Genomic DNA, 24,687 nt, shown 5'->3' on the forward strand with positions numbered 1-24,687 from the left:
ACAGCTTTGTTGGACACTTAGCCGGAGAGTTGTTCCTATGAGTCTCTCACTCAAACCATGCGACATCGAGTCGCACTAACCATGTCGTCGGCGTACCGAATTGATGGTTCTATCCATCGTCCAGATTTGTATCTATGGATGGATTCGATTCCGTTGAGGGCGATGTTTGCTAGTAATGGACTAACCACTCCGCCTTGTGGCGTTCCTTGTTCGGGAAATCCTGGGTTAACCCCTGCTTTAAGACAGCGAAAAATTCCTGTCTTGATACCCAAGGGGGCGATGAGTTGTTCCATGATGGATGAGTGGTTAATCCGGTCGAAACATTTTTCAATATCAAGCTCTATGACTCGCTTATCTATTCCATTAACATTGGAGTTTAGATTGTTGAACAGGATTCTCTGGGCATCGTGTGCCGAGCGTCCCGTTCTGAACCCATAACTTCTAGCATGGAAGGTTGTTTCGTGGGCGGGTTCTAAGGCGTATTTTGCGAGGCACTGCCACGCTCTATCCGCCATAGTGGGAACTTTTAACATACGTATTGTTCCGTCCTTTTTGGGGATAGGAATTTCGCGTAGCTTATTATGCTTCCATGTGTTAACGTTTTCCTTAAGTTCATGGCTTAATAAAAAGCGTTCTTCAAAAGTGAGGGACGCTTTGCCGTCAACACCCGCCGTTTTCTTCCCAGCATTTAACTGAGTTACTTGTCGAATAGCCAATAGTCTTGCAGCCGTAGACTTCAAGATAAGTTTCTGTAGATACTTAGCTTTACGCTTGTCACCAACTGAAACTGCTTTCCACACCCGTTTTTGCAGGCGAAATAAATCCTTCCGAAATTTCTTCCAGGGGAGGTTCTTCCAAAGTTCACTAGCGTTTTCGCTGTGTCTAACCATGCTCTGCTCCAAAAAGTGTGTTCTTTGAACCTTGACCCAATTACGGGTCATCCTACCCAGTCTGCGGGATTCCGCTACTCGTCTAGCCTACCGGGGTTACGAAACCCCAGACCTAACAGACTGTTTTTATTCGTTCCTCAAGGTGATTGTTCGTTCCCTTAGACTGATTCAATTTGACCGCCAGAACCCCTTACTCATGCCGTTGCTAGAACAAATGCTCGGCGGGATACTAATCTCTGGCGTGGTCAGGCTTTTCCAGGTGTTCCTGTTTACGCCCTGCCATTATGTAGGTCACTTTTCTAGAATCTGTTTTAGTCATAGGAACCCCCTATTAGCACCAGTGTCAACCCGTAATAGTTGTCTGATTGCACCCTGTACCCAGCTTCGCTCTACCAATTTCCCCGTAGGTACTCCGAGTCGGTTCGGCGTGGGCAGATAAGGAGTCACGTCTGAGTTTGACGGGTAGGGCTTTCACCTACATCAACCTTGAAGTTCAACCTGTAATGACAGTAATCTGCTGTCTGGTTGGGTAGCTTATGTACGGGCTGATTACCGCGATTTAGCTACCAACGAATCGCACTATTCTTCATAATCCATCAAAACTTGTACCCAACGAGGAGGGCGAGGAATAGGATTACCCAAACGATCAAACAAGAACCATGCCGCTAAATGTACGGCGAATAAGTAAATAATATTGTTGAGAAATACGCTTGCGATCGCACTTGCTTCTACCAAAACTCTGCTCGGTTGCGTTAGCAATCCAGCTTTAAGAAATAGCCATTCGAGTAGGTTTGTGACTTGGGTAATAGAAAATACCCAAACATCTTCTCCCGATAACACTAGCAATAACCATAGTCGAAAAAATACCCCAAAAACTCCTAATAAAGTTGCTAAACCAATAGAAACTATCCAGGGAGAGCGGCGTTTCCAAGTTACACCTAGTAGGACGCCCATCAAGCCGTAAGGGACAACAAAAACAATACTACGAGTAGGCCCCATAAGTACCGACAGCAGCAAAAACGAAACCAACGCCCCCATCCAAGCCGTTCGACGACCCCAACGCAGATAAAGTAAGGCAATAGGTATGGGAAAAAATATTTGCAATAATGGCCCCAAAGGAAAATAGTAATTAATAAAATAAATTAAGCTGGCAGCACTGGCTAAAAAAGCTGTTTCTACCATTTTTAAGGGTGGTGCGGCGCGCAATGGCTCTACAAACTTCTTGGAATCGCTCATGAATTCTATTAAAGACTTTTTCAAGTCTACTTGCTCTAATACAATGCGCGATCGCCTAACTTACAACCGTAGCCTAGTTACAGCAATTTTTCCGGCAAAGCAAACATCTACATCTGTCCCGGACGTGCGATCGCGCTGGGCATATTTCCCCACATAATAATAATCGTCCTCTTCTACGCGGTAATTTACTGGCAATGGTTGGGTAGAGGGTTGACAAAATACCACTTCTGGGTCGGGATCTCCCGGTTCTAAGTGCGGTAAATTTATATTCCAGTAAGTCCCAACTTCTGGGGAGCGATTCATTAAGTCAGCCAAAACTTGCTTTGTCCATCTGGCGGCGGTATCCCAATCTACATTTTTTTTACCTTTGAGGTAGTGGGATACAGCAATGCCACTAACCCCATGAAAAGCGGCTTCGCGCACGGCGGCAACCGTACCAGAGATATAAACGTCCGCTCCTAGGTTTCCCCCGGCGTTGATGCCCGAAAGGACAAACTTTGCCTCTGGACATAGGTGAGATAAAGCAATGCGCGTACAATCGGCAGGAGTCCCGGCGATCGCGTATTCTGTAACAGAGCGACGATGTACATTTATAGCTTTAGTTGTCGTAACTTGGTGTCCACAGCCCGATAAATGGTCTACCGGAGCCGCTACAATGACTTTTTGCCCCTCTACAGCTTTAAGTAGCGCCCGTATCCCTGGCGCATCTATCCCATCATCGTTAGTTAAAATTAGAGTCATATATTACTAAGCTGCGATGTGGATTTTTTAAACTTTTTGGATTAAACGCCTTCCTAGCAATCCTTGGGGGCGACTTGCAAGCATAATAAATAATATCGCAAAGGCGATCGCTTCTTTATAGGCTGAGTCGTCGGCAGGTACAAAAGCTTCAATATCTAACTTTCTTTCTTTTACCGTTCGCTGAAAAATCTCTGTTTCTGACTTGCTAAACCCATCATTTTGGGCGTATAGCACGGCAACTTTTTTAACTTAAGGATTAATTTTTAAAGCGGCTGCAATAGAGTTAGGAGCTACAATAGCAACCGGAGCAGAAACCCGCGAAATATATTCCCCAATTTGGTGAATTTCTTTTGCAGTATTAGAAGGGTCTAAATCTGAAACTTTTGCTCTTTCAGCTATAGGGTCAGCACTAAAAGCTTGTTGTGATAAAGTAGATCCAACAACTTTGTTTTTAGTAATTAAAGTTTGAAAAGCATTGATTGTTCGAACTTCATCTCCTGCCATATCTTGAAATACTATTTTAATCGGTGTACCTTTAGTACCACCTTTATCATTAAAATATTTTTAGGCAATTTTTACGCCAGCTACTTGTTCTTGACCAAGCAATGCTACGTTGCTAGTTTGCGCTACAGTGACTCCAATGGGAATAGGATTTGATGAGTGGTTAGTTGTAATTACAAAGAGTAATTTTCCTAGTTAAGCTAAATTAGTAGCTATACTATACTCTTGACAAGCAACTAAGAGCAGAAGTTAAATTGTTACAAATACTACTGTTTTTTAATTTCCTTAACGACTTACACTAAGTTTGTTAACTTAAAAATTGCTTAGATTGAGCAAAAACATTAATTATTGTTCGTTAGAAGTATCTACTGGTGCGGACGACATTACAGGCTCTTGGTATAGCGGTATAGTAAACATTACTGTCGAACCCAGTCCTTCACCCATGCTAAAGAAATATACCTCGCCGCCCATTGCTTCTACAAGCTTTTGAGATATGGTTAGTCCTAAGCCTGTGCCACCGTAAGGACGGGTTAGCGAACCATCGACTTGACTAAAAGTTTGAAATAGCTTTTCTTGTTTATCTAAAGATACCCCAATGCCTGTATCTACAACGCGAATTTTAACGATACCTGGCAGAGTTTGGTTTTGAAATATAACTTTTTTGCGGACTACATCAGCGCTAATTGTAATTGCACCTTCATCCGTAAACTTGAGGGCATTGCTAACTAAATTTAGCATTACTTGTAATAACCGCTTATAGTTGCCATAAACAACAATCTCATCGGTCGTATCGGGTTTTTGAATTAAAAAGCTGAGGTTTTTTTGTTCCGCTTGAGGCTTAGTAAAACTTTCTACATGATTTAATAATTCATCAAGCTTAACTCGCCCAAGTTCTAGCTCCATTTTGCCAGCTTCAATCTTAGCGATATCTAAAATATCATTAAGTATATGCAATAAATGGATGGCAGAACCGTAAGCTTCCTTAATAAATTCTTCTTGTTCTTGGGGGTCATCGGCCATCCCTTCTAAAATTAGCTTTAAAAACCCCAGCATTCCATTTAAGGGGGTGCGAATTTCGTGAGAAGTATTTGCCAAAAATTCGCTTTTGAGCCTTGAAGCTTCCTCGGCTTGTAGTCTTGCTTCTTCTAACTCCTTATACAAAGTAGCATGAGCGATCGCTGTTCCTACTTGCTCTGCTACTTCTCTCACTAACTCAATTTCATCTGCCGTCCACTGACGGGGGGGCGTAGTTGCTTGTGCGCTCTTAGTTTCTTTTAGTACCAATGGTGAACGAATGCACTGTCTTAGGCTAATTAGCCCGTTTGGTTTACCTTGGTAATAAGTTGCAACTACCAGTAACGACTGTTGAAAAGAAGGATTATCAGTTTGGTCTACTAATACAGGTTCTAGGGTTTTTAATGCTTGACTAAATCCCGCATCTTCCGCAATTAATATTTCACTTCCTACCATCGAACGCACGGCTACTTGTCTGCATTCGGCTACTACTTTGACTACTGGCGATTTTGCTGTGTAAGCACAAACAATACAATGACTCACACCCAAAGCTTCGCCCAAACTATCAACGGTTTGCTGCCAAATCGTGTTTAAGTCTAAAGTTCGGCGAATATTTCGGGCAATATGAATTAGCAGTTTTTTGGATTCAACGGGAGCAATGGTATTTGGTTGCGTATAATTAACAGGATAGGAGTTGATTGTTAGGCCGGTTGATTGAATTTCTAGCTGTCGCCCCATAACTAAAACTACTGTCGGTTGGTTAGCACAAGGAACTGGGCTAATGACTAATTCAAAGCTCCACAAATTTTGTTTATGCTTGAACAAGCATCGGCAATGTTCAGGAGTCATGCTTGCCAAAATTCTCTGTAGCCGTTGAGAATAAGCCGCTACATCTACCGGAGCAAAAGTTTCGTTTAGAGATTTTCCAATTACTTGCTCGTTACTCAATCCATAACTTTCAGCTTGCTGCCAATAGAAAGACAAATATCTTCCGGTTGCTTCTTGCGTAAAAGTTAACTCTGAACCTAGAACTTGTAGCCCACAGCTATCTTTAGCACTAGATTTTAAGTTGTCAAACACTGTAGGCGGTTCAGAACTAGCAGACACACTCATTTGTCAGGCTTTTTATAAACAAGTAGCTAATATTAATGTCTTAGACTATTGTTCAAAGTTTGGCACAAAATTCATCAAAGTGAAAAAACTTAGCTTTGTATAGTGGATTTTTAATCGTTCCACTCACCGCGAGGAGGTACAGGGGTGCGCCCAATGGTGCGAGTCAATTCATCATCTCGTTGGGTTTCGCCCCGCAGCCACTGACGAATTGCCACTTCTATGACTTTACTTGGTTCTTTTGTTAAGTGTTGTAATTGATCTAGTAAAGTTGAATCTAACTGAATAGAGATTTCTACTTTGTCATCAAAAGAATTTGAATTAATGCTATTTTCAGTCATTTATGGTATATGGCTTTTTGCCTAACAAATTAAAGTGTATATTCTATTAATTACTCTAGCCTTGGTAGCTGCTCGCACGGGAAAGTCATTGAACGATATGGCTAATCTTTACGATAGCAATTTTAGAGAAACTTGTTACACCAAACTGCGGTTAAATCTATAGAAATTATATATAAGTTGCGCCCATTAATGCGATCGCACCTAGGTTTATGAAACTCTATAGTTAGGGAAAGCTGATATTCTCCTTAAATTGCTGAGGGCGGCTTGTCCATCGCTTTTAGGCAGAAAGGATTAAAATGCGTTAAGTATGCTCAATTCTTAACTTTATTGCCGCTAAATTAAAAAGTATGACTGATGTTCCCGTAGCGCAAATACGTAATTTTTCTATCATCGCACATATCGATCACGGAAAATCTACTCTAGCCGATCGCTTGCTACAAACTACTGGCACTGTAGAGCAACGGCAAATGAAAGAGCAGTTTCTTGACAATATGGATCTCGAACGCGAACGCGGCATTACAATCAAGCTGCAAGCGGCGCGGATGAACTACCTAGCCAAAGATGGTTTAACCTATGTTTTAAACTTAATTGATACTCCCGGACACGTAGATTTTTCTTACGAAGTATCGCGGAGTTTAGCTGCTTGTGAAGGGGCTTTGTTAGTAGTAGATGCGTCTCAAGGGGTAGAAGCGCAGACTTTGGCAAATGTTTATTTAGCGTTGGAGCATAACTTAGAAATTATCCCCGTTTTAAATAAGATTGATTTGCCAGGAGCAGAGCCAGAGCGGGTAGCGGGTGAAATAGAAGAAATTATTGGGCTTGATTGTAGCGAAGCAATTTTGGCATCGGCGAAAGAAGGAATCGGTATTGATGCCATATTAGAAACTATAGTTGCGCGTGTACCGCCTCCTCAAGATACCGTTGACAAACCCTTAAGAGCATTGATTTTTGATAGTTATTATGACAGCTACCGAGGAGTAATAGTTTACTTTCGGGTGATGGATGGTACGGTAAAAAAAGGCGATCGCATTCACTTAATGGCATCGGGGAAAGAATACGAAATTGATGAATTAGGCGTACTGTCACCCACACAAACACAAATAGGCGAACTCCACGCCGGGGAAGTAGGATACTTAGCCGCCTCCATTAGAGCCGTAGCAGATGCGAGAGTTGGAGATACTATTACTTTAGCCTTAAACCGAGCTACAGAGGCATTGCCGGGTTATACAGAAGCTAATCCAATGGTTTTTTGTGGTTTGTTTCCCATTGATGCTGATCGCTTTGAAGATTTGCGCGATGCTTTAGAAAAGCTGAAATTAAATGACGCGGCTTTACACTACGAACCAGAAACTTCTAGCGCGATGGGGTTTGGCTTTCGCTGCGGATTTTTGGGCTTGCTGCACATGGAAATTGTCCAAGAGCGGCTAGAGAGAGAATACAACTTAGACTTGATTACAACGGCTCCATCGGTGGTTTATCGCGTAACTACAAATAAAGGCGAAATTCTGCATATAGATAACCCCAGCACCTTACCAGAGCCAAACGAGCGCGAAAAAATTGAGGAGCCTTACGTCAAAGTAGACATGATTACGCCGGAAAACTTTGTTGGTACTTTGATGGAGTTGTGCCAAAATCGGCGGGGAGTCTTCAAAGATATGAAGTATCTTACCCAAGGGCGCACAACCTTAACTTACGAATTGCCTTTAGCAGAAGTTGTCACTGACTTTTTCGATCAAATGAAGTCGCGGACGCGGGGTTATGCCAGTATGGAGTATCACCTAATCGGCTACCGGGAAAATCATCTAGTTCGTTTGGATCTTTTAATTAACAACGATCCTGTAGATTCTTTGGCGATGATTGTTCACCGCGATAAAGCTTACAATATGGGACGGGCGATGGCAGAAAAGCTGAAAGAATTAATCCCACGCCATCAATTTAAAGTGCCAATTCAAGCGGCAATTGGCAGTAAAGTTATAGCCAGCGAACAAATCCCCGCTTTGAGAAAAGATGTATTAGCTAAGTGTTACGGTGGCGACATTAGCCGCAAAAAAAAGCTACTGCAAAAACAAGCAAAAGGTAAAAAGCGGATGAAGTCGGTGGGTACAGTAGATGTGCCTCAAGAGGCTTTTATGGCAGTATTGCGTTTAGATAAAGAGTGATTTTAGGATTGAGGCTTTTAAACATTGCCTCAATCTCAACTTAAATACAAAAATATTCAACTTTGGACAATGCAGTACGAGGCTTACGATTGGATAGAGCCAGCAATAAATACTATTCGCCGCGCTGATTGGTATCGTTCGGTGCAGGCAATTAGCGGCACGGGCGCGGTAGTAGAGTTAGAAGGAAAAGAAGTTGTTAATTTTGCAAGTAACGATTATTTGGGACTGGCGGGAGACGATCGCCTAATTAAAAGCGCGATCGCAGCTACTATTGAATTAGGTACAGGTAGCACAGGTTCGCGGCTACTGAGCGGACATCGAGAGTTGCATAGACAGTTGGAATGTGCGATCGCATCTCTCAAACAAACCGAAGATGCTTTAGTATTTAGCTCTGGCTATTTAGCTAATATTGGGGCAATTTCGGCAATAGTCGGCAAACGAGATTTAATTCTAGCAGACACTTACAATCATTCTTGTCTAAAAAATGGGGCAGTTCTTAGCGGTGCAACGGTTATAGATTATCCGCATAACGATGTAGAAGTTCTTGATAATCTGTTATCCCAACAACGAGCTAACTTTCGCCGTTGCCTAATTATCACCGATAGCGTTTTTAGTATGGATGGCGATTTGTGTCCTCTACCCCAACTATCCGACTTGGCGCTGCAATTTAATTGTATGCTGCTAATTGATGAAGCTCACGCTACAGGAGTATTTGGAGCGACAGGGGCAGGTTGTGCGGAACATTTTGGCGTTGCCAATAGCCACCTGATTCAAGTAGGAACTTTGAGTAAAGCTTTGGGGAGTTTGGGCGGTTTTGTAGCGGGTTCAAAACTTTTAATCGACTTTCTGCGTAACCGCGCCGCTACTTGGATTTATACTACAGCGCTTTCTCCCGCAGCTACCGCCGCCGCCCTAAGTGCGATCGCAATTATTGATTCTGAACCTCAGCGTCGTCAGCAATTATGGACTAATGTAGCTTACCTAAAACAACAATTACCTCTACCAATTATTGATTCTGATTCTGCAATTATTTGTTGTCAGTATTCTAGTGCAAGTTTAGCCATGCAAGCGGCATCTAAATTAAAAAATGCGGGAATTTTTGCCCCCGCCATTCGTCCGCCCACCGTACCTACAAGTAGAATTCGGTTTTCAGTAATGGCAACTCATCAACACGAACATATTGAAAAATTAATCGCTGCGTTGCAAGATATTAAAACTCTTTGACAGCGCACATACAGCAAACTTGCCAGCGTTTCAATTCTCCTGGAGGTGTGGGAGCTTGGCATTGAGGACAAAGAGGTAAATTATGAGTTCTCTCTTGGGTTGTTTTTACCCACTGGCTAAAAGCTGCTTGAGCATCTTTACTTTTTGGAGGCTTAGTTTTATTTAAACTTGTCGGTTCTACAACACTAGGATGAACGCCGCCAAAAAAATTCTCAGCGATCGCGCGATTTTTGGCAATGGTATCGGGGCGTTGCCATTGAGCAGTAGAAAAGCGAATATCAGTTAAAGGACTAGGTAAATAAATATTCAATTTAGCTAAAATGCGCGATCGCTCGAAGGTCAAATTTTGCGCCCAAGCAGCGCTAGAAGTCGCTACTTGCAACACATCTCGTTGAATTGACAGCAATTGAGTATGGGGTGTAACGGCGCTACCTACAACTTGCGCCCAATGTTGCAGCGCTATTTGAAAAGGCTGTTGTTGCAAGCTGCTTTGCTGAAGAACAATCCCTAAAATTTGATCGATTGGTTTGAAAGACATGGCATTATTTAGAGTTGTAAGGCGATCGCTTCTTTTAAGTAAGCGATACCATGAATTTAATTGCCTGAAAGATTTTACCTACTATATATCGTCGCACTTTAAAGCCACGTGAATGGAGAGCCGTCATGGGACTGATTGACCGCATCAAACGAGTTATTCGCGCTAATACAAACGATTTAGTTAACAAAGCCGAAGATCCAGAAAAAGTGCTAGAAGAAACCGTTGCTCAAATGCAAGACGATTTAGTACAACTGCGACAAGCTGTAGCTAGTGCGATCGCTACTACTAAGCGTACCGAAAGACAAGCAAGTCAAGCCGATTCTATCGCCCAAGACTGGTACAGCCGCGCTCAATTAGCCTTAAATCAAGGAAATGAAATTTTAGCCAAAGAAGCCCTAACCAAGCGCAAATCTTATCAAGAGACGGCTACAGCCCTCCATGCTCAAAGGACAGAGCAAAGCAGTGTCGTTAATAGAATCAAAAAAGATATGCAGACTTTAGAATTAAAAATTGGCGAACTAAAATCAAAAAAAGATATGTATATTGCTAGAGCGCGCTCGGCGACAGCTTCTCAAAGGTTAAATGAGATGCTAGGAGGAGTCAATACTACAAGTTCTTTAAATGCTTTTGCCCAAATGGAAGAAAAAGTATTGCAACTAGAAGCTCAATCAGAAGCGATCGCCGAATTGGGAACTGATGACTTGCAAAAACAATTCAATTCTTTAAGTTCTACTAGCGATATAGAAGCTGAACTTGCTGCTATGAAAGCACAATCGCAAAACCAAGCCCAACTTCCCCCGGTAGAAGAATTGAAGTAGCTTTGTTAGTATAGCTATTAGTAAAAATTGCTTAAGATTTGTCCTTGTAAACCTGAAACGGAATTAATAACAGTTATGGGATTATTTGATCGCATTAGCCGAGTTGTCAGATCAAACTTGAACGATATAGTCAGTAATGCTGAAGACCCAGAAAAAATGTTAGAGCAGTCTGTCCTGGAAATGCAGGAAGACTTAGTACAATTGCGTCAAGGTGTTGCTCAGGCGATCGCCGCGCAAAAACGCTCTGAACAGCAGTACAATCAATCTCAAAATGAAGCTAATAAGTGGCAGCGCAACGCCCAATTAGCACTGCAAAAAGGTGACGAAAATCTTGCCCGTCAAGCGTTGGAACGGAAAAAAAGCTTTAGTGAAAATGCTAATACTATAAAAACTACCTTGGATTCCCAAGTTGGTCAAATTGACACTCTCAAGCGGAGTTTAATCGGGCTTGAAAGCAAAATCTCTGAAGCGAAAACCAAAAAAGATATGCTCAAAGCCCGAAGTGCTGCGGCTAAAGCCCAAGAGAACTTACAAAGCACGGTAGGTAGATTGGGAACAAATAGCGCTACGGCAGCTTTTGAGCGAATGGAAGAAAAAGTATTAATGCAAGAAGCAAGGGGTCAGGCGGCTGGAGAATTGGCAGGAGCGGATCTAGAAAGCCAATTTGCTCAACTAGAATCGGGTAGCGGTGTAGATGATGAATTAGCCGCCCTCAAAGCTCAAATGTCTTTAGGCCCTGCTACTTCGGCTAGTACCCCATCCCTTCCTCAAGCAACGGTGCAACCAACTGACGCAAAATCTAATGAAGTTGTTGATGCGGAATTAGAGCAGTTACGCAAGCAGTTAGATAACCTTTAAATTGCTGTAGTTTAAAACACTCTAGTAGAATGCTAAGTCTATTAGAGTGTTTTGGGCTATGGAAGTAATAATTTTTAGCGGTCAGTTCAGTTTATTGTAGAAAAGACTTAAATAATAAATTTTTTATGAGTAAAGCGATCGCCATTAACGATCAAGAGTTTGAAGCTGAGGTAATTGGAGCAAACCAGCTAGTTTTAGTATACTTTTGGGCTTCTTGGTGCGGCCCTTGTCGGCTGATGTCTTCTTCTATAGATTGGGCAGCAGACAATTATAGTAGTAGCCTTAAGGTGGTCAAAATGGAAGTAGACCCCAATCAAGTCACAGTGAAACAGTACCAGGTAGAAGGCGTGCCTGCGTTGCGCTTATTTCAAGGAAACGAGTTAATTGCCTCCTCTGAAGGTGCGATCGCTAAACCAAAATTAATTAGCTTTCTCGATCCTCATCTGCCTAATTAAATTGATAACTTGTTTATGGAATTTGCTAAACGAATAGATTTCCTGCAAGCTAATGTATTCGCTGATATGGATAGGGCGAAGGCAAAAGCTAGGGCGGCGGGAAAGGACATAATCGATTTATCTTTGGGTTCTTCTGACTTAGCAACTGCGCCCCACGTAATTGAGGCAATTACTCAATCATTGCAAGATCCTAGCACTCACGGTTACTTGCTGTTTAATGGCACGCAAAAATTCCGTCAAGCGGCGGCTAGTTGGTACGAACAAAAATTTGGCATTGCAGTAGATCCGGAAACGGAAGTTTTGCCGCTAATTGGCTCTCAAGAAGGTACGGCTCATTTACCATTAGCTGTACTCAATCCGGGAGATTATGCTTTATTACTCGATCCTGGCTATCCTTCTCACGCTGGGGGCGTTTATTTAGCTAGTGGGCAAATTTACCCAATGCCGTTACGCGCTGAGAATGCTTTTTTACCAGTGTTTGAGGATATTCCCTTAACCATTCTCGCGCAATCAAAAATGATGGTACTTAGTTATCCTCATAATCCCACCAGTGCGATCGCACCCCTTGATTTTTTTCGCAGCGCTGTTGCTTTTTGTCAGCAGCATAATTTAGTCTTAGTCCACGATTTCCCCTACGTTGACTTGGTTTTTAACGCGCAAGTCGCACCCTCAGTTTTGCAAGCTGACCCCGATAAAAGTGTTTCTATTGAGTTTTTTACTCTATCTAAGTCTTACAATATGGGCGGTTTTCGGGTGGGTTATGCCATTGGCAACTCTCAGCTAATTAGAGCTTTAAGACAGGTTAAAGCTGCCGTTGACTTTAATCAGTACCTAGGGATATTAAACGGTGCGATCGCGGCTTTAACAGGCGATCAAGCAGGAGTAGATGTTGCTAAAAACACCTTCAGGCAACGTCGAGATACTTTCATTACTGCTTTACATCAAATTGGCTGGGATGTGCCAACTCCCGCCGCTACCATGTACATTTGGGCAAAGCTACCCGCATTTTGGTCTACCAATTCTATAGAGTTTTGCACTCATTTAGTAGAAACTACCGGAGTCGCCGCCTCTCCTGGCTTTGGCTTTGGCAAATTTGGCGAAGGTTACGTTAGATTTGCTTTAGTACATGATCCAGCTATTTTAAAAATTGCCGCCAGCAAAATATCTGAAGTTATTAACGCTACAAAATCTACCCAGTTTTAAAACTCAACTTTGTTCAGTTATGACGGCATAACTTCCTAGTTACCTAATCAATTTTTTTTGGTTTCACCTAGTAAATATCTTTCTAAGAGTGGTTAAACTACTACTCTTAGAAAGATATTTACTTCTCCCACCGAGTTCGTACGTTATGCAAATAAGGTTTACAAATTTAGATTATTGTTCTTAAATTAAACCAAGTGAAGTTACAATTTAGGGATTAAAGAGTTAGCTTCCCGTACAACGTGCCTAGACCTTTGCCTTCGAGTTCCATAACAGATAAGCTCGTGAATAGTGATAGAAATCTCAAGGTGGAATCCGGTGCAGCTTTACCCCAATATCCCGATCTAAAGCGTTTATTAATCGTTGAAGATAACACCCTTAATCGGTTAATGTTAAATGATTATCTGAGGTTTTGCGGTTATAACGTAATGAGTTTGGCGTGTGGAGCTAATTTGCTTGAGGAAGTAGTTAATTTTCACCCACATATAATTCTTTTAGACTTGAGGTTGCCAGATATTGACGGTTATATTCTATTAGAGCAACTGCAATTAAACCCGCAATGGCGAGATATTCCTGTAATAATTGTTTCTGCTCGTGCTTTTAAAGCCGATCGTCAACGAGCTATGAATTTAGGTGCGCGTCAGTATTTTATCAAGCCAGTTAATCTTGTGGACTTAAAACAAGCCATTGAGCAAGAAATAGCTAATTAATCCCTCTAAAAATTAAATAGTTGACATTTATTTTCCTCTCTGCTCATTTACATATTCTTCAAAAGTCAATGTCAGATTTTGTAAATCTTGACCAACCTCAGTAACAATAGTTTCTAGTTTAGCAATTAGTAAAACTGCTGTTTGTAGTCGATTGAGATTGGCATCAAGGGCGCGGCGATACTGGTTTTCAAATTCATCTAAATTCATATAACTAAGATATTGTAAAGTTACTCAAAAAGAAAAAACCTGAGTTCTAACCCCTTTTACTAATCTAATCGGAGAAACAACCAAAATAGGCGCAATTGCAATAATTTCATCATAAAAACTGAAAAATTGACAACAACTTTACAAAGACACCCTCGTATATTATAACACTTAAAACTTAAAGTTTTTTAAGTGATTGCACTTAAACATAAAGATTTGGAGCAATCAATCTACACCTTTTTTGAGTTTGATAACTGTTGCCCAAAGTAGAATTAAGAAACGGTGACACCTTAAAAGCAGCAAAAAAACGCCAAACCATAGCATAGTCAAAATTTTCTATTGCCAGCTAGGGCAAAAAGTCAGCACTGCTATACAAAGCGCGTAAAGTTATGACAAATATCCAAACCTTGAGAGAACAAGCTCCGTTTTCCCCAGAGATAACCCCAGCAAAAAAAGCAGCTAACTTACCGTTGGTAAAAGATCGAGAACGTTTAGCTTTTCGCCTTAAAGAAGTTCCTAGAGAACCGGGAGTATACTTGATGCGCGATATTAGCGATCGCATTATGTATATAGGTAAGTCGCGTTCGCTGCGATCGCGCGTTAGTTCATATTTTAGACCAGCGCAAAAATTAAGCGATCGCATTTCGATGATGGTCAGGCAAATTACCGAGATTGAATTTATTGTTACAGATACAGAAGCCGAGGCTTTAGCTCTAGAAGCAAATTTAATTAAGCAGCATCAGCCCTACTTTAATGTCTTACTTAAGGATGATAAAAAATATCCCTATGTCTGCATTACTTGGTCAGAGGAATACCCGCGCATTTTTATTACTCGTAACCGCAGAATAGGTAAGGAAAAAGATAAGTTTTACGGCCCATACACAGACGCAGGGCTGTTGCGGAGTATATTACGCATAGCTAAACGCCTTTTTGCTCTTAAGCAACGTCCGCAGCCTTTATTTAAAGATCGTCCTTGTCTTAACTACGATTTGGGGCGTTGTCCTGGGGTATGTCAAAAATTGATTACACCAGAAGACTACCGAAAAACTGTTCAGAAAGTTGCAATGGTATTTCAAGGTCGAGCGCAGGAATTGGTTGATATATTAACCGAGCAAATGCAAAAATCCGCCGAGGAAATGAATTTTGAATCGGCGGCTCGATTGCGGGATCAAATTGCTGGGTTAAAGTCGCTTAATGCTCATCAAAAAGTATCTTTGCCTGATGATACCGTATCGAGAGATGCGATCGCTTTAGCCGCTAACGAGCAACACGCCTGCATTCAATTATTCCAAATTCGGGCGGGAAAATTGGTAGGGAGATTAGGTTTTGTTGCCGATATTCATGCCGATATGGGGGCAATTTTACAAAGAGTATTAGAAGAACATTATCAAACAGCCGACTCGGTAGAGATTCCTAGCGAAATATTAGTTCAGCACGAATTGCCACAAACCGAGATATTAGCGGAAGTTTTGAGCGATCGCAAGGGACGAAAAGTAGCAATCCTTACTCCCCAACGTTCAACTAAGGCAGAATTGATTGAAATGGTCGAACGTAATGCTGAGTATGAGTTAGCGCGGACGCAAAAGTTAAGCGATGCCAATTCTCAAGCGATGGAAGATTTGGCTGCAATTGTCGATTTGCCCGAATTACCTCGCCGCATTGAAGGTTACGACATTTCCCACATTCAAGGCGCTAATGCGGTTGCGTCTCAGGTAGTATTTATCGACGGATTACCCGCCAAACAATACTATCGCCATTACAAAATTAAAAATCCTACCGTTACGGCGGGACATTCAGACGACTTCGCAAGTTTAGCAGAAGTAATTGGGCGGCGTTTTCGCAAGTATGGGCAAGATCCGCAATTAGCGCGGGTAGGTAATCCTGATTGGCCGGATTTAGTGATGATTGATGGCGGTAAAGGACAACTATCTTCTGTAGTCGCCGTTTTACAAGAGATGAATCTATTAGAAGATTTGCACGTAGTTAGCCTTGCAAAGCAGCGAGAGGAGATATTTACACCAGGAGAATCAAAACCTATTCCTACTCAATCAGAGCAGCCAGGAGTGCAGTTATTGCGGCGATTGAGAGATGAGGCGCATAGATTTGCGATTAGTTTTCATCGGCAACAGAGAAGCGACAAATTAAAGCGATCGCGTTTAGATGATATTCCTGGTTTAGGCTACCACAGACAAAAGCAATTACTAGCACATTTTCGCTCTGTTGATTATATCCGTCAAGCTACGCCAGAGCAGTTAACCCAAGCGCCAGGGATTGGTTCGCATTTAGCCCAGGAAATCTACAATTATTTTCATCCAGCGTAATCTAAAATTGCTATCTATTGCTACTCATAACTACGACTTGAAAGATAAATTAGTTTTATGCGCTTAGTTGAAGAAGTTTTGAACCAATTACCCGGTGATGTTTTTGGCGGATTGCAAAAATGCGATCGCCTGTTAACTTCTTTGCGAGAAAACACTGCACCTATCCCCCAAGTAGTGAGCCAAAGTAACCTACATCTAGAAACGATAGATTGGGATGTTGTTATCTGCGGTGGAACGTTAGGAATTTTAATCGGTTGTGCTTTAGTTAAAAGAGGGTTAAGAGTAGCTTTGCTAGAGCGGGGAGTTTTGCGCGGTAGAGAGCAAGAATGGAATATCTCACGCTCGGAATTAGAAGTATTTTTAGAATTGGACTTATTAAGTCAGCAAGAATTGGTTAATGTGATCGCAACTGAGTATAACCCTGCTCGTGTCAGCTTCTTGGGCGGTACAGAAGTTTGCGTACAAGACGTTCTCAATATTGGCGTAGATCCAGTCTATCTATTAGAAACTTTAAAAAATAAATTTCTCGCTGCGGGGGGGAAATTATTTGAAAATACTGCTTTTGATTGTGCGGTAGTTCATCCTAATGGCGTTTTAATATCTCACACTTTTAGTACCCGCTTGTTACTTGACGCAATGGGTAGTTTTTCTCCTATAGTTGGGCAAGCAAGACAGGCGAAAAAACCTGACGGTATCTGCTTAGTAGTAGGTAGTTGCGCTCAAGGATTTGCGCCCAACAGTACGGGCGATTTATTAGCATCTTTTACGCCCGTACTAAATAATTGTCAATACTTCTGGGAGGCTTTTCCAGCAAAAGACGGGAGAACTACTTATTTATTTACCTATATGGACTTAAACGCGCAACATATTGGCATAGAAACCTTATTTGCTGAATATCTGCGTTTATTGCCAGAGTATCAAGGTGTTTTATTAAATCAATTACAAATACAAAGAGCGCTATTTGGTTTTTTTCCGGCTTACAGGCAGCAGTTATATTTTCCTTGGGGGCGAATTTTACCCATTGGCGATAGTAGCGGAAATCAATCACCTTTGAGTTTTGGCGGTTTTGGCTCAATGGTGCGTCATCTCAAACGTTTAACTTTAGGCATTAGTGAAGCTTTAGCAACAGAGCAGTTATCAGCGCCAGCATTGAAACTATTACAGCCTTATCAACCTAATTTAAGCGTAACTTGGCTATTTCAAAAGGCAATGAGAGTAGGGGTAGGGCAAAAACTCAATCCTAATCAAATTAACACCTTACTTTCTGCCGTGTTTGCCCAAATGCAGCAACTAGGAGAACCTGTATTAAAGCCCTTTTTGCAAGATGTGGTGCAGTTTTCTGGCTTGACGCAAACCTTACTTAAAACTGCTCTCAATTATCCCTTATTAATTGCTCAAGTTATTCCCCAAGTTGGTATCGTCAGCTTGTTTGATTGGATGTGGCATTACATCAACTTAGGACTTTATACAGTTTTATTCAAGCTTGGTTCAAAGTTGCTAAAGCGGGTAAAATATATATCCCCCGCAGAGCAATATTATTATCATCGAATGTTAGACAAATGGCAGTATGGTTCGGGATACGACCTTTACTAACTTGCCTCTCTCCAATTTGTAAATTGCTTTTCTACAAGCTGGCGGCTGCGAACTACTTTAGCAGGTACGCCAACTGCAACAGAATAAGGAGGAATATTTTTAGTTACTACTGCTCCGGCTCCGATTACACTACCTTCACCAATAGTTACGCCATCTAATACTTTGACTCCATAACCCAACCAACAATTATCTTCAATTACTACACCCTGGCGAGTTACTCCTTGGAGGTGAATCATCTCTGTGGGGTCGGAAAAAATGTGATTATTAGCAACAATGCCTGAATGTGCTGCAATTAAACAATATTTCCCAATTTTGACATTCCCTGGTCCTCCTATACAGGTATAGGGACCAATAAATGTATGTCTATCAATCTCAATACAACAGTTACTACCCGCAGGATTAATAATTACTCCTTTACTGAGAGAAACGCTTTCTCCAAGCAGTACCTTACTATTGAGCTTGCTGATAACTATACTCACACCCTGAGCCATAAAAGCGTTGCTACCAACTTCAATTCTGTCGGCTCCGATTAATTCAGTGCCATTTTGAATGTAAACTGACGCTCCTATTTTCTTAAAGATTAGACGGTAAGCAAGTCTTCGGAGGAAGTTTCCCCCAGCGATTTGTGGAATCCAACCCACGCCAGTGGTCACTAAAAGCTCTTTGGCACGTGTCAACTTAGCACTGTTATTGAAGATCATGGTTTTATAGCTCTAATGTTCGATTTATGAAGTGCAGTTGCTCAGTATTGACGTAATAAGCTCATGCTTTATTGTCAATAAAGGCGAAATTGAGGCTAATATTTTTAAATTTGGTGCAGACGCGATAGCGCAAGCGCGCCCGGTTACGGGCTTCGCCCAAAAATTAGCTGCTTAATCCAACAGCTTTCTGTAGCTGGCAGCAAAATATCTGGTTGACTATTGCAGTCAATTAAAGTTCGCCTATTTTCAGAGGATTAATAGCTTGATAACTATTTAGTAACCGCCGGACTAAAAATGCCTTTTTTGGCGGTAAATTCTCGCGATGCTTTCCAGCTCACTGAATTTTTTTTGGAATTATCCACCCACTTTATGGGGGACAATCTCCGACATTTGACATAACATTAAATTCCACCATCGGGGCAAATAAATATATGCTTCCCCGGCTGCGGTGGCGGCTTTCTTGAATCCAGTTCCTATAGTTTTTTGCTGTAATCACGATAGAAAAAACTGGTCTGAAGACCGTTTGAGTTGCCTCTCTACATAATTTTAACAGTATATTTTGGGAGCCTTATGAAGTGAAAATAAAGTTCTCCGTATAAATACATAAAGAAATGATGAAGTCAAGTTTAAGGAACTTATAACAAAAAATGTCGAAAAGTTTGAGTTTCGGCATTTTCTAAAGTTAGGTACTATGTCTAGTTATCCAGCTTAAAAAAGTGAAGATAGCTGAATAATTAGCGGTTCTAACTATTAATAGTGCAAAAGCAAGACTAAGAAGCCAAAATAACTAATTAACTCTTTTGTTCTTTTTCTGCGTTGCTGTATGTCTACGATTCAATAACTTATGGATTGTCTTAGACTTGACACGAAGTAGCTTTATCCAATCAGTGTCAAAAACACCGTGAAGCATTACATAAAAACAAGGAATGATAAATAAAGTAAGTATTGTTGCGATCGCCATGCCGCTAAAAACGACAATTCCCAATGGTTGCAAAAACTCTGCACCTTCCCCAATTCCTAGCGCCAAGGGAAATAAGCCCAAAATGGTTGTAACAGTCGTCATCATAATCGGGCGTAATCGTTGGGGTGCAGCCTGCAAAATCGCCGCCGTATGAGCATCTTGCGTAGAAATAGCGTCGTTTTGTTCTTGCAAAATTTGATTAGCTAGTTCTACCATCAAAATAGCCGCGTTTACGACTATACCCACCAACAATACAGCACCAACTAATACTGTTGCACCGATTGCAGTTTTGGTAATATAAAGCCCAAATAATCCGCCAGCTAAAGCTAAAGGTACTGTTAGCATAATTACCAACGGATCGATTAGCGAGTTGTATTGTACAGAAATTACTACAAAAATCAAGAAAGTTGCTAATCCTCCCAATAGCTGTAAAGACTTCTGCAACTCTTGATTAGTCTTCGCCGCCGCACTCGGAACAATAGAAACACCTTCAGGTAATTGCACGTTACTTAAAAGTTGCTGTACTTCAGTAAGTGCATCGCCTAAACTCGCTCCCTCGCTGAGGTTCCCAGCAATAATAAAAGCTTGTCTTTGATTAATTCTTTGCACTTCTCCCGGCGCTTGTCCAGTTTCGATTGTGGCAATATCTGCTAACCGAATTTGCTTGTTATTTTGCACAAATAAAGGCAAGCTTTCTAACTGGGAAGGTTGGTTAATAGATGAGCGCTCAAATTGTACACGCACATCAACTAAACGATTTCCCCGTTGAATTTGAGTAGGTACAGAACCTTCAATAGCAGTTTGAATTGTATCACCGATATTTTGGGTTGTTAGTCCTAAGTCTGCTACTCGTTCCCAATCAGGGCGAATTTGAATTTCTGGTTGGCGCGGGTCAGCATCGGGGCGAAATTGGGCGAGTTTGGCGCTTTCTAAAGCTTGGACTACTTGCGCTCCCGCTTCTTGTAAAGTGCGATCACTCTCACCTTGTAAGATTACATCAATTTCCGAGCCTTGAGCGGGAGTATTAGTTAAAATCAATCCTCGTACTTGACCTGGAGTTACATTTAACCTAATTCCGACTAAGTTAAGTTTGGCAAACTGGGGTTTAACTTTTTCAACAAAAGCCTCGGTATCTTCCCCCGGTTTAAGGGTAATTGTACTGCTACTGCGTAAAGGATTTGCCGTTGTATTGCTACCAAATAAAGAACCCCCCACTGTAGAAAAAACATACTCTGTTTCGGGCTGTTTACGGAGGATGCCATCAACAATTTCCATCACTTGTTGACTTGTGGCTAAAGGCGTACCGGGGGGAAATTGCGCCCGGAGGTTGACTTGTCCGGTACTAATGCGGGGGAGAATTTCTTGGGGAATTTGCCCAATCATCCACACTGTACCGCCACCTAAAATCATTACAGCAATTGTAACTACAAGAATGCGATCGCGTACTACTCGCCTTAATAATCTGGCGTATCCTCCCGTCGCCGCTTCAAAGCTGCGGTTAAAGTTGCGAATCAGCCAAAACTCGCTTACTCGACTAGACCAAGGAATTGATAATAGCCGAGAAGCCAGCATTGGGACAATAGTAATTGCTACTAAAAGACTAGCTGCAACGGCAAAACTAATAGTTAAAATTAATTCGTTAAATAGTAGGGAAATAAAACCACCAATGAGCAAAAATGGCAGTACCGAGACTAAATTGGCGCTGGTGGCGGCTACAAGGGCGGATTCTACTTCTTGAGCCGCTTCTTGAGCATTGGATCTAATTTCTGTAGCTGTTGACGGGCGAAGTCTCCCCGAATTTTTATTAGTATTGACAGCAATATTTTCTAAAATTACAACAGATGTATCAATAGCTTGACCAATTCCTAAAGTTAAACCTGCCAGACTAAATACATTTAAAGTTAGACCGAACAGACTCATTAAAATAATTGCCGCCAACGAACAAAGCGGAATTGCCAAGGTAATAATAAAAGTCTGTCGTAATGAGCCTAAAAATAACAATACGGCGGCGGCGGCGAGTAATGCCCCAGTAATGGCAGAATTGGTAACGTCTGCTAAGGAATTACGAATAAATTTAGATTCGTCAGAAGTCGGCGTTATAACCATATCTGCGGGAATCAAACCGGACTGCCGCAACTCCTCAATTCGTGCTTTCACCCCATCGACAATATTGATAGTATTAGCATCAGGTTGTTTTTGAATTGATAGTTTTACGGCGGGTTGACGGTTGAGAAAAACTGAAACTCTTTGTTCTTCCGTACCATCAACTACTTGGGCAAAGTCTCTTAAATAGACGCGGCGACGGGGACTATCTGGATTAGCTGCTGCCACATCAAAAGATAAATTATTAATTTCCTGGGCATTTTGAAATCGTCCTACAGTCCGAGTCAATGGCTCAGAATTTTCTCCTTGAATCCGTCCCCCAGAAATGTCTTGATTGCGCGCTCTTAAACCATCTAAAACATCTACTAAACCAACTCCTACAGCTTGCAAGCGGTTAAGGTCAACGTTTACACTTACTTCCTCCTCCGCCGCCCCTGATACATCTACAGAAGCTACTCCAGGAACAACACTTAATTCGCGGGATAATTCTTCGTCTGCAAACACCCGCAAATCTTTTCCTTGCAACGAAGTAGAAGTTAGCGCCAATTCGTAAACAGGTAACTGAGAAGGATCGAACTTAAAAACGCGCGGTTCTTCAACAGTATCAGGAAGATTGCCTCTAGCGCGGTTGAAAGCCGCCGTAGCATCATTAAGGGCTTGGTCAATGTCTCCCCCCGGCTGAAAGAATAAATCAAGGCTTACTTGTCCTTCACGAGTGCGAGAAAACACTTGTTCGACATTTTCTGTTGCTGCTAATGCTTCCTCTAATGGTCTAGTAATTTCATCAACCGCTACTTCGGGAGAAATGCCCGGTGCATCAAGCCTGACACCAATTCGGGGATAAGTAATGGAGGGGAGCAAGTCAACTTGAATAGTTGTAAAAAAGAAGATTCCCAACACAACTACAGCAACAGTCAGCATTAGAGTACCAATATGCTGTCGAATTGCGATCGCACTAATACTAAATCCTGCGTTTTTCCCATTGTCCTGCATTACTTACTATCCTTTTGCTGCGGGTTTTCTAGACAGAATTGATAAATTTACGGTTTCGCCATTTTTTAAGGGTTTACTACTAGCAGTTACGTATCTCTCCCCTACTTTTAGCCCTGATAAAACTTCTACTTTGCCATCCGCGCGATCGCCCAATGTCACGGGACGAGCGACAACTTTTGCTTTATTCTCGGCTTCTTGAGTGACGATAAATACTGTCCCTGTATTACTTTCCTTTTGTCCTGTTTGTTCCCGTTGTCCTCCACCTAAAGCAGATTGAGGTACAACAACAGATTCTTGGTTTGAACTAATAAAACTCACTCTTGCCAGCAAACCACTACCAATTTTGCCATTACTATTGGGAATCACTACTTCTATTGGCACTAAACGCGCTGTAGCATCGGCGGCGGGGTAAATACGGGTAACTTGTCCGTTTAGAGTTTCTTGAGGAAAAGCATCGAGTTTTACACTTATTGATTGCCCTGTACTAATATTTCCTAGTTGTTTGTCTGAAACTTCAACCCGTACTTGGATGCGGCTAAAATCGGCAATTTGCAATACTTCGTTACCAGGCTGGATTAAATCACCGGGTTCTTGCAGTCGTTGTAAAACTATTCCAGAAATTGGCGCTATTAACCGAGTATACGATCGCCTTTTTTGTTCTTGGGTTACTACGGCTTGCTGGGCAATTACCCTACCTTGGGCGGCGGCTACAGCTTGTTGTTCGGTGGTTACTGTTTGTACTGCTGCGCGGAGAGTTTGGGCGGCTGTACGGGCTTCTGTTTGGGTCTGCTGGGCTGTTTGACTTGCGATCGCTCCTTCCCTAAGTAAGCTTTGCTGCCTTTGAGAATCGGCTTGGGCTTGAGTCAATTCTAATCTAGCGCTTTCTACTTGGGCGCGGGCGTTGCTAACTTGACTATTGCTTCTAGCTACTTCCGATTTTAATGCTGCAAGTTCCGCTTCTGCTGCGTTTAATTGCGTTCTTAAAATAGAGTCGTCTAACTGGGCAATTATTTGCCCTTGCTTGACAAAATCCCCCACATCCACATTTAAGCCTAATAATTGCCCTTCTACTTGACTTCGCATTGATACAGTTTTAATTGGTTCTGTACTCCCCGTATAAGTGGGCGATGGGGCTAATGTTTCTGTCTTAGAAACTCCTACATTTACCGCCGTAGGTCGATTTTTCTCTTGCGATTGTGCGTCGGCGGCTTCTTTGGGCGTACAACTACTTGTAATTATTGCTACCCCAACCACTAAAACACTCCCTAAGTAGCGATGATATTGATTAAGGTTAATTTTTGCTAACTTGGGCATTTTAGCGATTTCAATCATAAATTCTGCTCCTGTCAAGGCACTTATTGGGTAGTATTACCTTCCATAGGAGGCAAATAATAGTTTTCCATTACCCGAACTTACAATTATTGTAGTGATTTATTAAGTTATCTAAATATTTGGTATGCTTAATTTTAGCGCAAGTTGTAAAAAATCAAATCTATCACTTAAGAGAAGCTTGACAAAGCAAAATTAGTTAAGTGTTGGTGTTTAATTGAGACAACAGGGCAGCAAGTAAAGATTTTTAGATGTTGAACTGCATCAAAAATTGCAGCAAGGGCAGTTAATCAGGGAACAAATGGCTAATATCAAATTTGTCAAAGAAAATATTGAAGCGATCGCAGCCGATGGAGCAAACCTTCGCATCAAAGCAATGGAAAACGGGATAGACCTTTATAGTTGGAAAGGTAAAATGATGAACTGCGGCGGTTATGGGCAGTGCGGTACGTGCATTGTAGATATAGCCGAAGGTCTAGAAAATATATCACCGCGCACAGACGTTGAAGATCGCAAGTTTAAGAAAAAGCCTAGCACTTATCGGTTAGCTTGTCAAGCTTTAGTAAATGGGCCAATAAGCGTAGTAACAAAGCCTTAAATCCGCCGCAAATAGTTAGAGTCGATGGGGGCTATTACAACCCCGCACCTCTCCTACAGATCCGGGCATGAAACTTTTGCCTCACCCGG

20 protein-coding genes and 2 pseudogenes are annotated in these 24,687 nt (G+C 41.8%); 10 read left to right on the forward strand and 12 right to left on the reverse strand.

Annotated features, from left to right (window positions below):
* Positions 1 to 77: 77 nt before the first annotated feature.
* From C7B70_RS20505 to C7B70_RS20535, 7 genes and pseudogenes are all read right to left on the reverse strand, one after another.
* Positions 78 to 890, reverse strand: a pseudogene (locus C7B70_RS20505) (reverse transcriptase N-terminal domain-containing protein); the annotation flags it as partial.
* Between the two features lie 343 nt (positions 891 to 1,233).
* Positions 1,234 to 1,365, reverse strand: coding sequence for a hypothetical protein (locus C7B70_RS28470; RefSeq protein ID WP_255409359.1), 132 nt, complete (start codon positions 1,363 to 1,365; stop codon positions 1,234 to 1,236).
* A gap of 104 nt (positions 1,366 to 1,469) precedes the next feature.
* Positions 1,470 to 2,126 carry a DUF2232 domain-containing protein gene (locus C7B70_RS20510; RefSeq protein ID WP_106370834.1) on the reverse strand — a complete coding sequence of 219 codons (657 nt, stop codon included), beginning with the start codon at positions 2,124 to 2,126 and terminating at the stop codon, positions 1,470 to 1,472.
* A 60-nt stretch (positions 2,127 to 2,186) separates the two neighbouring features.
* Entirely contained in the window at positions 2,187 to 2,867 is a 681-nt protein-coding gene (gene surE / locus C7B70_RS20515; RefSeq protein ID WP_106370835.1) for a 5'/3'-nucleotidase SurE, read from the reverse strand.
* 102 nt (positions 2,868 to 2,969) lie between these two features.
* Positions 2,970 to 3,542, reverse strand: a pseudogene (locus C7B70_RS28905) (ABC transporter substrate-binding protein); the annotation flags it as partial.
* Positions 3,543 to 3,713: 171 nt separating this feature from the next.
* Positions 3,714 to 5,495: a cell wall metabolism sensor histidine kinase WalK gene (locus tag C7B70_RS20530; protein ID WP_106370836.1), complete on the reverse strand. Its 1,782-nt coding sequence runs from the start codon at positions 5,493 to 5,495 to the stop codon at positions 3,714 to 3,716.
* A gap of 110 nt (positions 5,496 to 5,605) precedes the next feature.
* Positions 5,606 to 5,833, reverse strand: coding sequence for a hypothetical protein (locus C7B70_RS20535; RefSeq protein ID WP_106370837.1), 228 nt, complete (start codon positions 5,831 to 5,833; stop codon positions 5,606 to 5,608).
* Positions 5,834 to 6,180: 347 nt separating this feature from the next.
* Here C7B70_RS20535 and lepA point away from each other — a divergent pair, with 347 nt between their 5' ends.
* Positions 6,181 to 7,992, forward strand: coding sequence for a translation elongation factor 4 (gene lepA, locus C7B70_RS20540; protein WP_106370838.1), 1,812 nt, complete (start codon positions 6,181 to 6,183; stop codon positions 7,990 to 7,992).
* Between the two features lie 69 nt (positions 7,993 to 8,061).
* Complete coding sequence (bioF, locus tag C7B70_RS20545; protein WP_106370849.1) at positions 8,062 to 9,216, forward strand: 8-amino-7-oxononanoate synthase; 1,155 nt, start codon at positions 8,062 to 8,064, stop codon at positions 9,214 to 9,216.
* On the opposite strand, the gene C7B70_RS20550 is transcribed toward bioF, so the two are convergent.
* On the reverse strand, positions 9,203 to 9,754 hold the full coding sequence (locus tag C7B70_RS20550; RefSeq protein ID WP_106370839.1) for a DUF721 domain-containing protein: 552 nt from the start codon (positions 9,752 to 9,754) through the stop codon (positions 9,203 to 9,205). The genes bioF and C7B70_RS20550 overlap by 14 nt on opposite strands.
* A gap of 125 nt (positions 9,755 to 9,879) precedes the next feature.
* Between C7B70_RS20550 and C7B70_RS20555 the strand changes: the two genes are divergently transcribed.
* From C7B70_RS20555 to C7B70_RS20575, 5 genes are all read left to right on the forward strand, one after another.
* Positions 9,880 to 10,572 carry a PspA/IM30 family protein gene (locus C7B70_RS20555; RefSeq protein WP_106370840.1) on the forward strand — a complete coding sequence of 231 codons (693 nt, stop codon included), beginning with the start codon at positions 9,880 to 9,882 and terminating at the stop codon, positions 10,570 to 10,572.
* A gap of 75 nt (positions 10,573 to 10,647) precedes the next feature.
* A complete protein-coding gene (locus C7B70_RS20560; RefSeq protein WP_106370841.1) occupies positions 10,648 to 11,430 on the forward strand; it encodes a PspA/IM30 family protein in 783 nt (260 codons plus the stop codon).
* Positions 11,431 to 11,555: 125 nt separating this feature from the next.
* Complete coding sequence (locus C7B70_RS20565) at positions 11,556 to 11,885, forward strand: co-chaperone YbbN (protein WP_106370842.1); 330 nt, start codon at positions 11,556 to 11,558, stop codon at positions 11,883 to 11,885.
* A 15-nt stretch (positions 11,886 to 11,900) separates the two neighbouring features.
* Positions 11,901 to 13,088: an LL-diaminopimelate aminotransferase gene (locus C7B70_RS20570; RefSeq protein WP_106370843.1), complete on the forward strand. Its 1,188-nt coding sequence runs from the start codon at positions 11,901 to 11,903 to the stop codon at positions 13,086 to 13,088.
* Between the two features lie 281 nt (positions 13,089 to 13,369).
* Entirely contained in the window at positions 13,370 to 13,795 is a 426-nt protein-coding gene (locus tag C7B70_RS20575) for a response regulator (protein WP_233221020.1), read from the forward strand.
* A 27-nt stretch (positions 13,796 to 13,822) separates the two neighbouring features.
* Here C7B70_RS20575 and C7B70_RS20580 read toward each other — a convergent pair whose 3' ends face one another.
* On the reverse strand, positions 13,823 to 14,002 hold the full coding sequence (locus C7B70_RS20580; protein ID WP_106370844.1) for a hypothetical protein: 180 nt from the start codon (positions 14,000 to 14,002) through the stop codon (positions 13,823 to 13,825).
* Positions 14,003 to 14,388: 386 nt separating this feature from the next.
* Between C7B70_RS20580 and uvrC the strand changes: the two genes are divergently transcribed.
* A complete protein-coding gene (gene uvrC, locus C7B70_RS20585; RefSeq protein ID WP_199192410.1) occupies positions 14,389 to 16,320 on the forward strand; it encodes an excinuclease ABC subunit UvrC in 1,932 nt (643 codons plus the stop codon).
* Between the two features lie 57 nt (positions 16,321 to 16,377).
* Entirely contained in the window at positions 16,378 to 17,913 is a 1,536-nt protein-coding gene (locus tag C7B70_RS20590) for an FAD-dependent oxidoreductase (RefSeq protein WP_106370845.1), read from the forward strand.
* On the opposite strand, the gene C7B70_RS28635 is transcribed toward C7B70_RS20590, so the two are convergent.
* The 3 genes from C7B70_RS28635 to C7B70_RS20605 all read right to left on the reverse strand — a co-directional run bounded on the left by C7B70_RS28635 (position 17,910) and on the right by C7B70_RS20605 (position 24,003).
* Positions 17,910 to 18,614 (reverse strand): DapH/DapD/GlmU-related protein, encoded by a 705-nt coding sequence (locus C7B70_RS28635; protein WP_106370846.1) that lies wholly within the window; start codon positions 18,612 to 18,614, stop codon positions 17,910 to 17,912. The two genes, C7B70_RS20590 and C7B70_RS28635, sit on opposite strands and share 4 nt — an antisense overlap.
* 787 nt (positions 18,615 to 19,401) lie before the next feature.
* Positions 19,402 to 22,671 (reverse strand): efflux RND transporter permease subunit, encoded by a 3,270-nt coding sequence (locus C7B70_RS20600; RefSeq protein WP_106370847.1) that lies wholly within the window; start codon positions 22,669 to 22,671, stop codon positions 19,402 to 19,404.
* Positions 22,672 to 22,677: 6 nt separating this feature from the next.
* Positions 22,678 to 24,003, reverse strand: coding sequence for an efflux RND transporter periplasmic adaptor subunit (locus C7B70_RS20605; protein ID WP_106370848.1), 1,326 nt, complete (start codon positions 24,001 to 24,003; stop codon positions 22,678 to 22,680).
* A 298-nt stretch (positions 24,004 to 24,301) separates the two neighbouring features.
* On the opposite strand from C7B70_RS20605, the gene C7B70_RS20610 reads away from it, so the two are divergent.
* Positions 24,302 to 24,598: a 2Fe-2S iron-sulfur cluster-binding protein gene (locus C7B70_RS20610; protein WP_106370852.1), complete on the forward strand. Its 297-nt coding sequence runs from the start codon at positions 24,302 to 24,304 to the stop codon at positions 24,596 to 24,598.
* The last annotated feature ends 89 nt before the right edge of the window (positions 24,599 to 24,687 follow it).

This window comes from Chlorogloea sp. CCALA 695, assembly GCF_003003885.1.
Lineage (GTDB): Bacteria > Cyanobacteriota > Cyanobacteriia > Cyanobacteriales > Chroococcidiopsidaceae > Aliterella.

Bases quoted from the DNA above. Each gene is read 5' to 3' on its own strand.
- C7B70_RS20550 (WP_106370839.1), bottom strand. From the start codon at position 9,754: ATGTCTTTCAAACCAATCGATCAAATTTTAGGGATTGTTCTTCAGCAA.
- C7B70_RS20580 (WP_106370844.1), bottom strand. From the start codon at position 14,002: ATGAATTTAGATGAATTTGAAAACCAGTATCGCCGCGCCCTTGATGCC.
- uvrC (WP_199192410.1), top strand. From the start codon at position 14,389: ATGACAAATATCCAAACCTTGAGAGAACAAGCTCCGTTTTCCCCAGAG.
- C7B70_RS20530 (WP_106370836.1), bottom strand. From the start codon at position 5,495: ATGAGTGTGTCTGCTAGTTCTGAACCGCCTACAGTGTTTGACAACTTA.
- lepA (WP_106370838.1), top strand. From the start codon at position 6,181: ATGACTGATGTTCCCGTAGCGCAAATACGTAATTTTTCTATCATCGCA.
- C7B70_RS20560 (WP_106370841.1), top strand. From the start codon at position 10,648: ATGGGATTATTTGATCGCATTAGCCGAGTTGTCAGATCAAACTTGAAC.
- C7B70_RS20565 (WP_106370842.1), top strand. From the start codon at position 11,556: ATGAGTAAAGCGATCGCCATTAACGATCAAGAGTTTGAAGCTGAGGTA.
- C7B70_RS20590 (WP_106370845.1), top strand. From the start codon at position 16,378: ATGCGCTTAGTTGAAGAAGTTTTGAACCAATTACCCGGTGATGTTTTT.
- C7B70_RS20535 (WP_106370837.1), bottom strand. From the start codon at position 5,833: ATGACTGAAAATAGCATTAATTCAAATTCTTTTGATGACAAAGTAGAA.
- C7B70_RS20510 (WP_106370834.1), bottom strand. From the start codon at position 2,126: ATGAGCGATTCCAAGAAGTTTGTAGAGCCATTGCGCGCCGCACCACCC.
- C7B70_RS20605 (WP_106370848.1), bottom strand. From the start codon at position 24,003: ATGATTGAAATCGCTAAAATGCCCAAGTTAGCAAAAATTAACCTTAAT.
- bioF (WP_106370849.1), top strand. From the start codon at position 8,062: ATGCAGTACGAGGCTTACGATTGGATAGAGCCAGCAATAAATACTATT.
- C7B70_RS20570 (WP_106370843.1), top strand. From the start codon at position 11,901: ATGGAATTTGCTAAACGAATAGATTTCCTGCAAGCTAATGTATTCGCT.
- C7B70_RS28635 (WP_106370846.1), bottom strand. From the start codon at position 18,614: ATGATCTTCAATAACAGTGCTAAGTTGACACGTGCCAAAGAGCTTTTA.
- C7B70_RS20555 (WP_106370840.1), top strand. From the start codon at position 9,880: ATGGGACTGATTGACCGCATCAAACGAGTTATTCGCGCTAATACAAAC.
- C7B70_RS20610 (WP_106370852.1), top strand. From the start codon at position 24,302: ATGGCTAATATCAAATTTGTCAAAGAAAATATTGAAGCGATCGCAGCC.
- surE (WP_106370835.1), bottom strand. From the start codon at position 2,867: ATGACTCTAATTTTAACTAACGATGATGGGATAGATGCGCCAGGGATA.
- C7B70_RS20600 (WP_106370847.1), bottom strand. From the start codon at position 22,671: ATGCAGGACAATGGGAAAAACGCAGGATTTAGTATTAGTGCGATCGCA.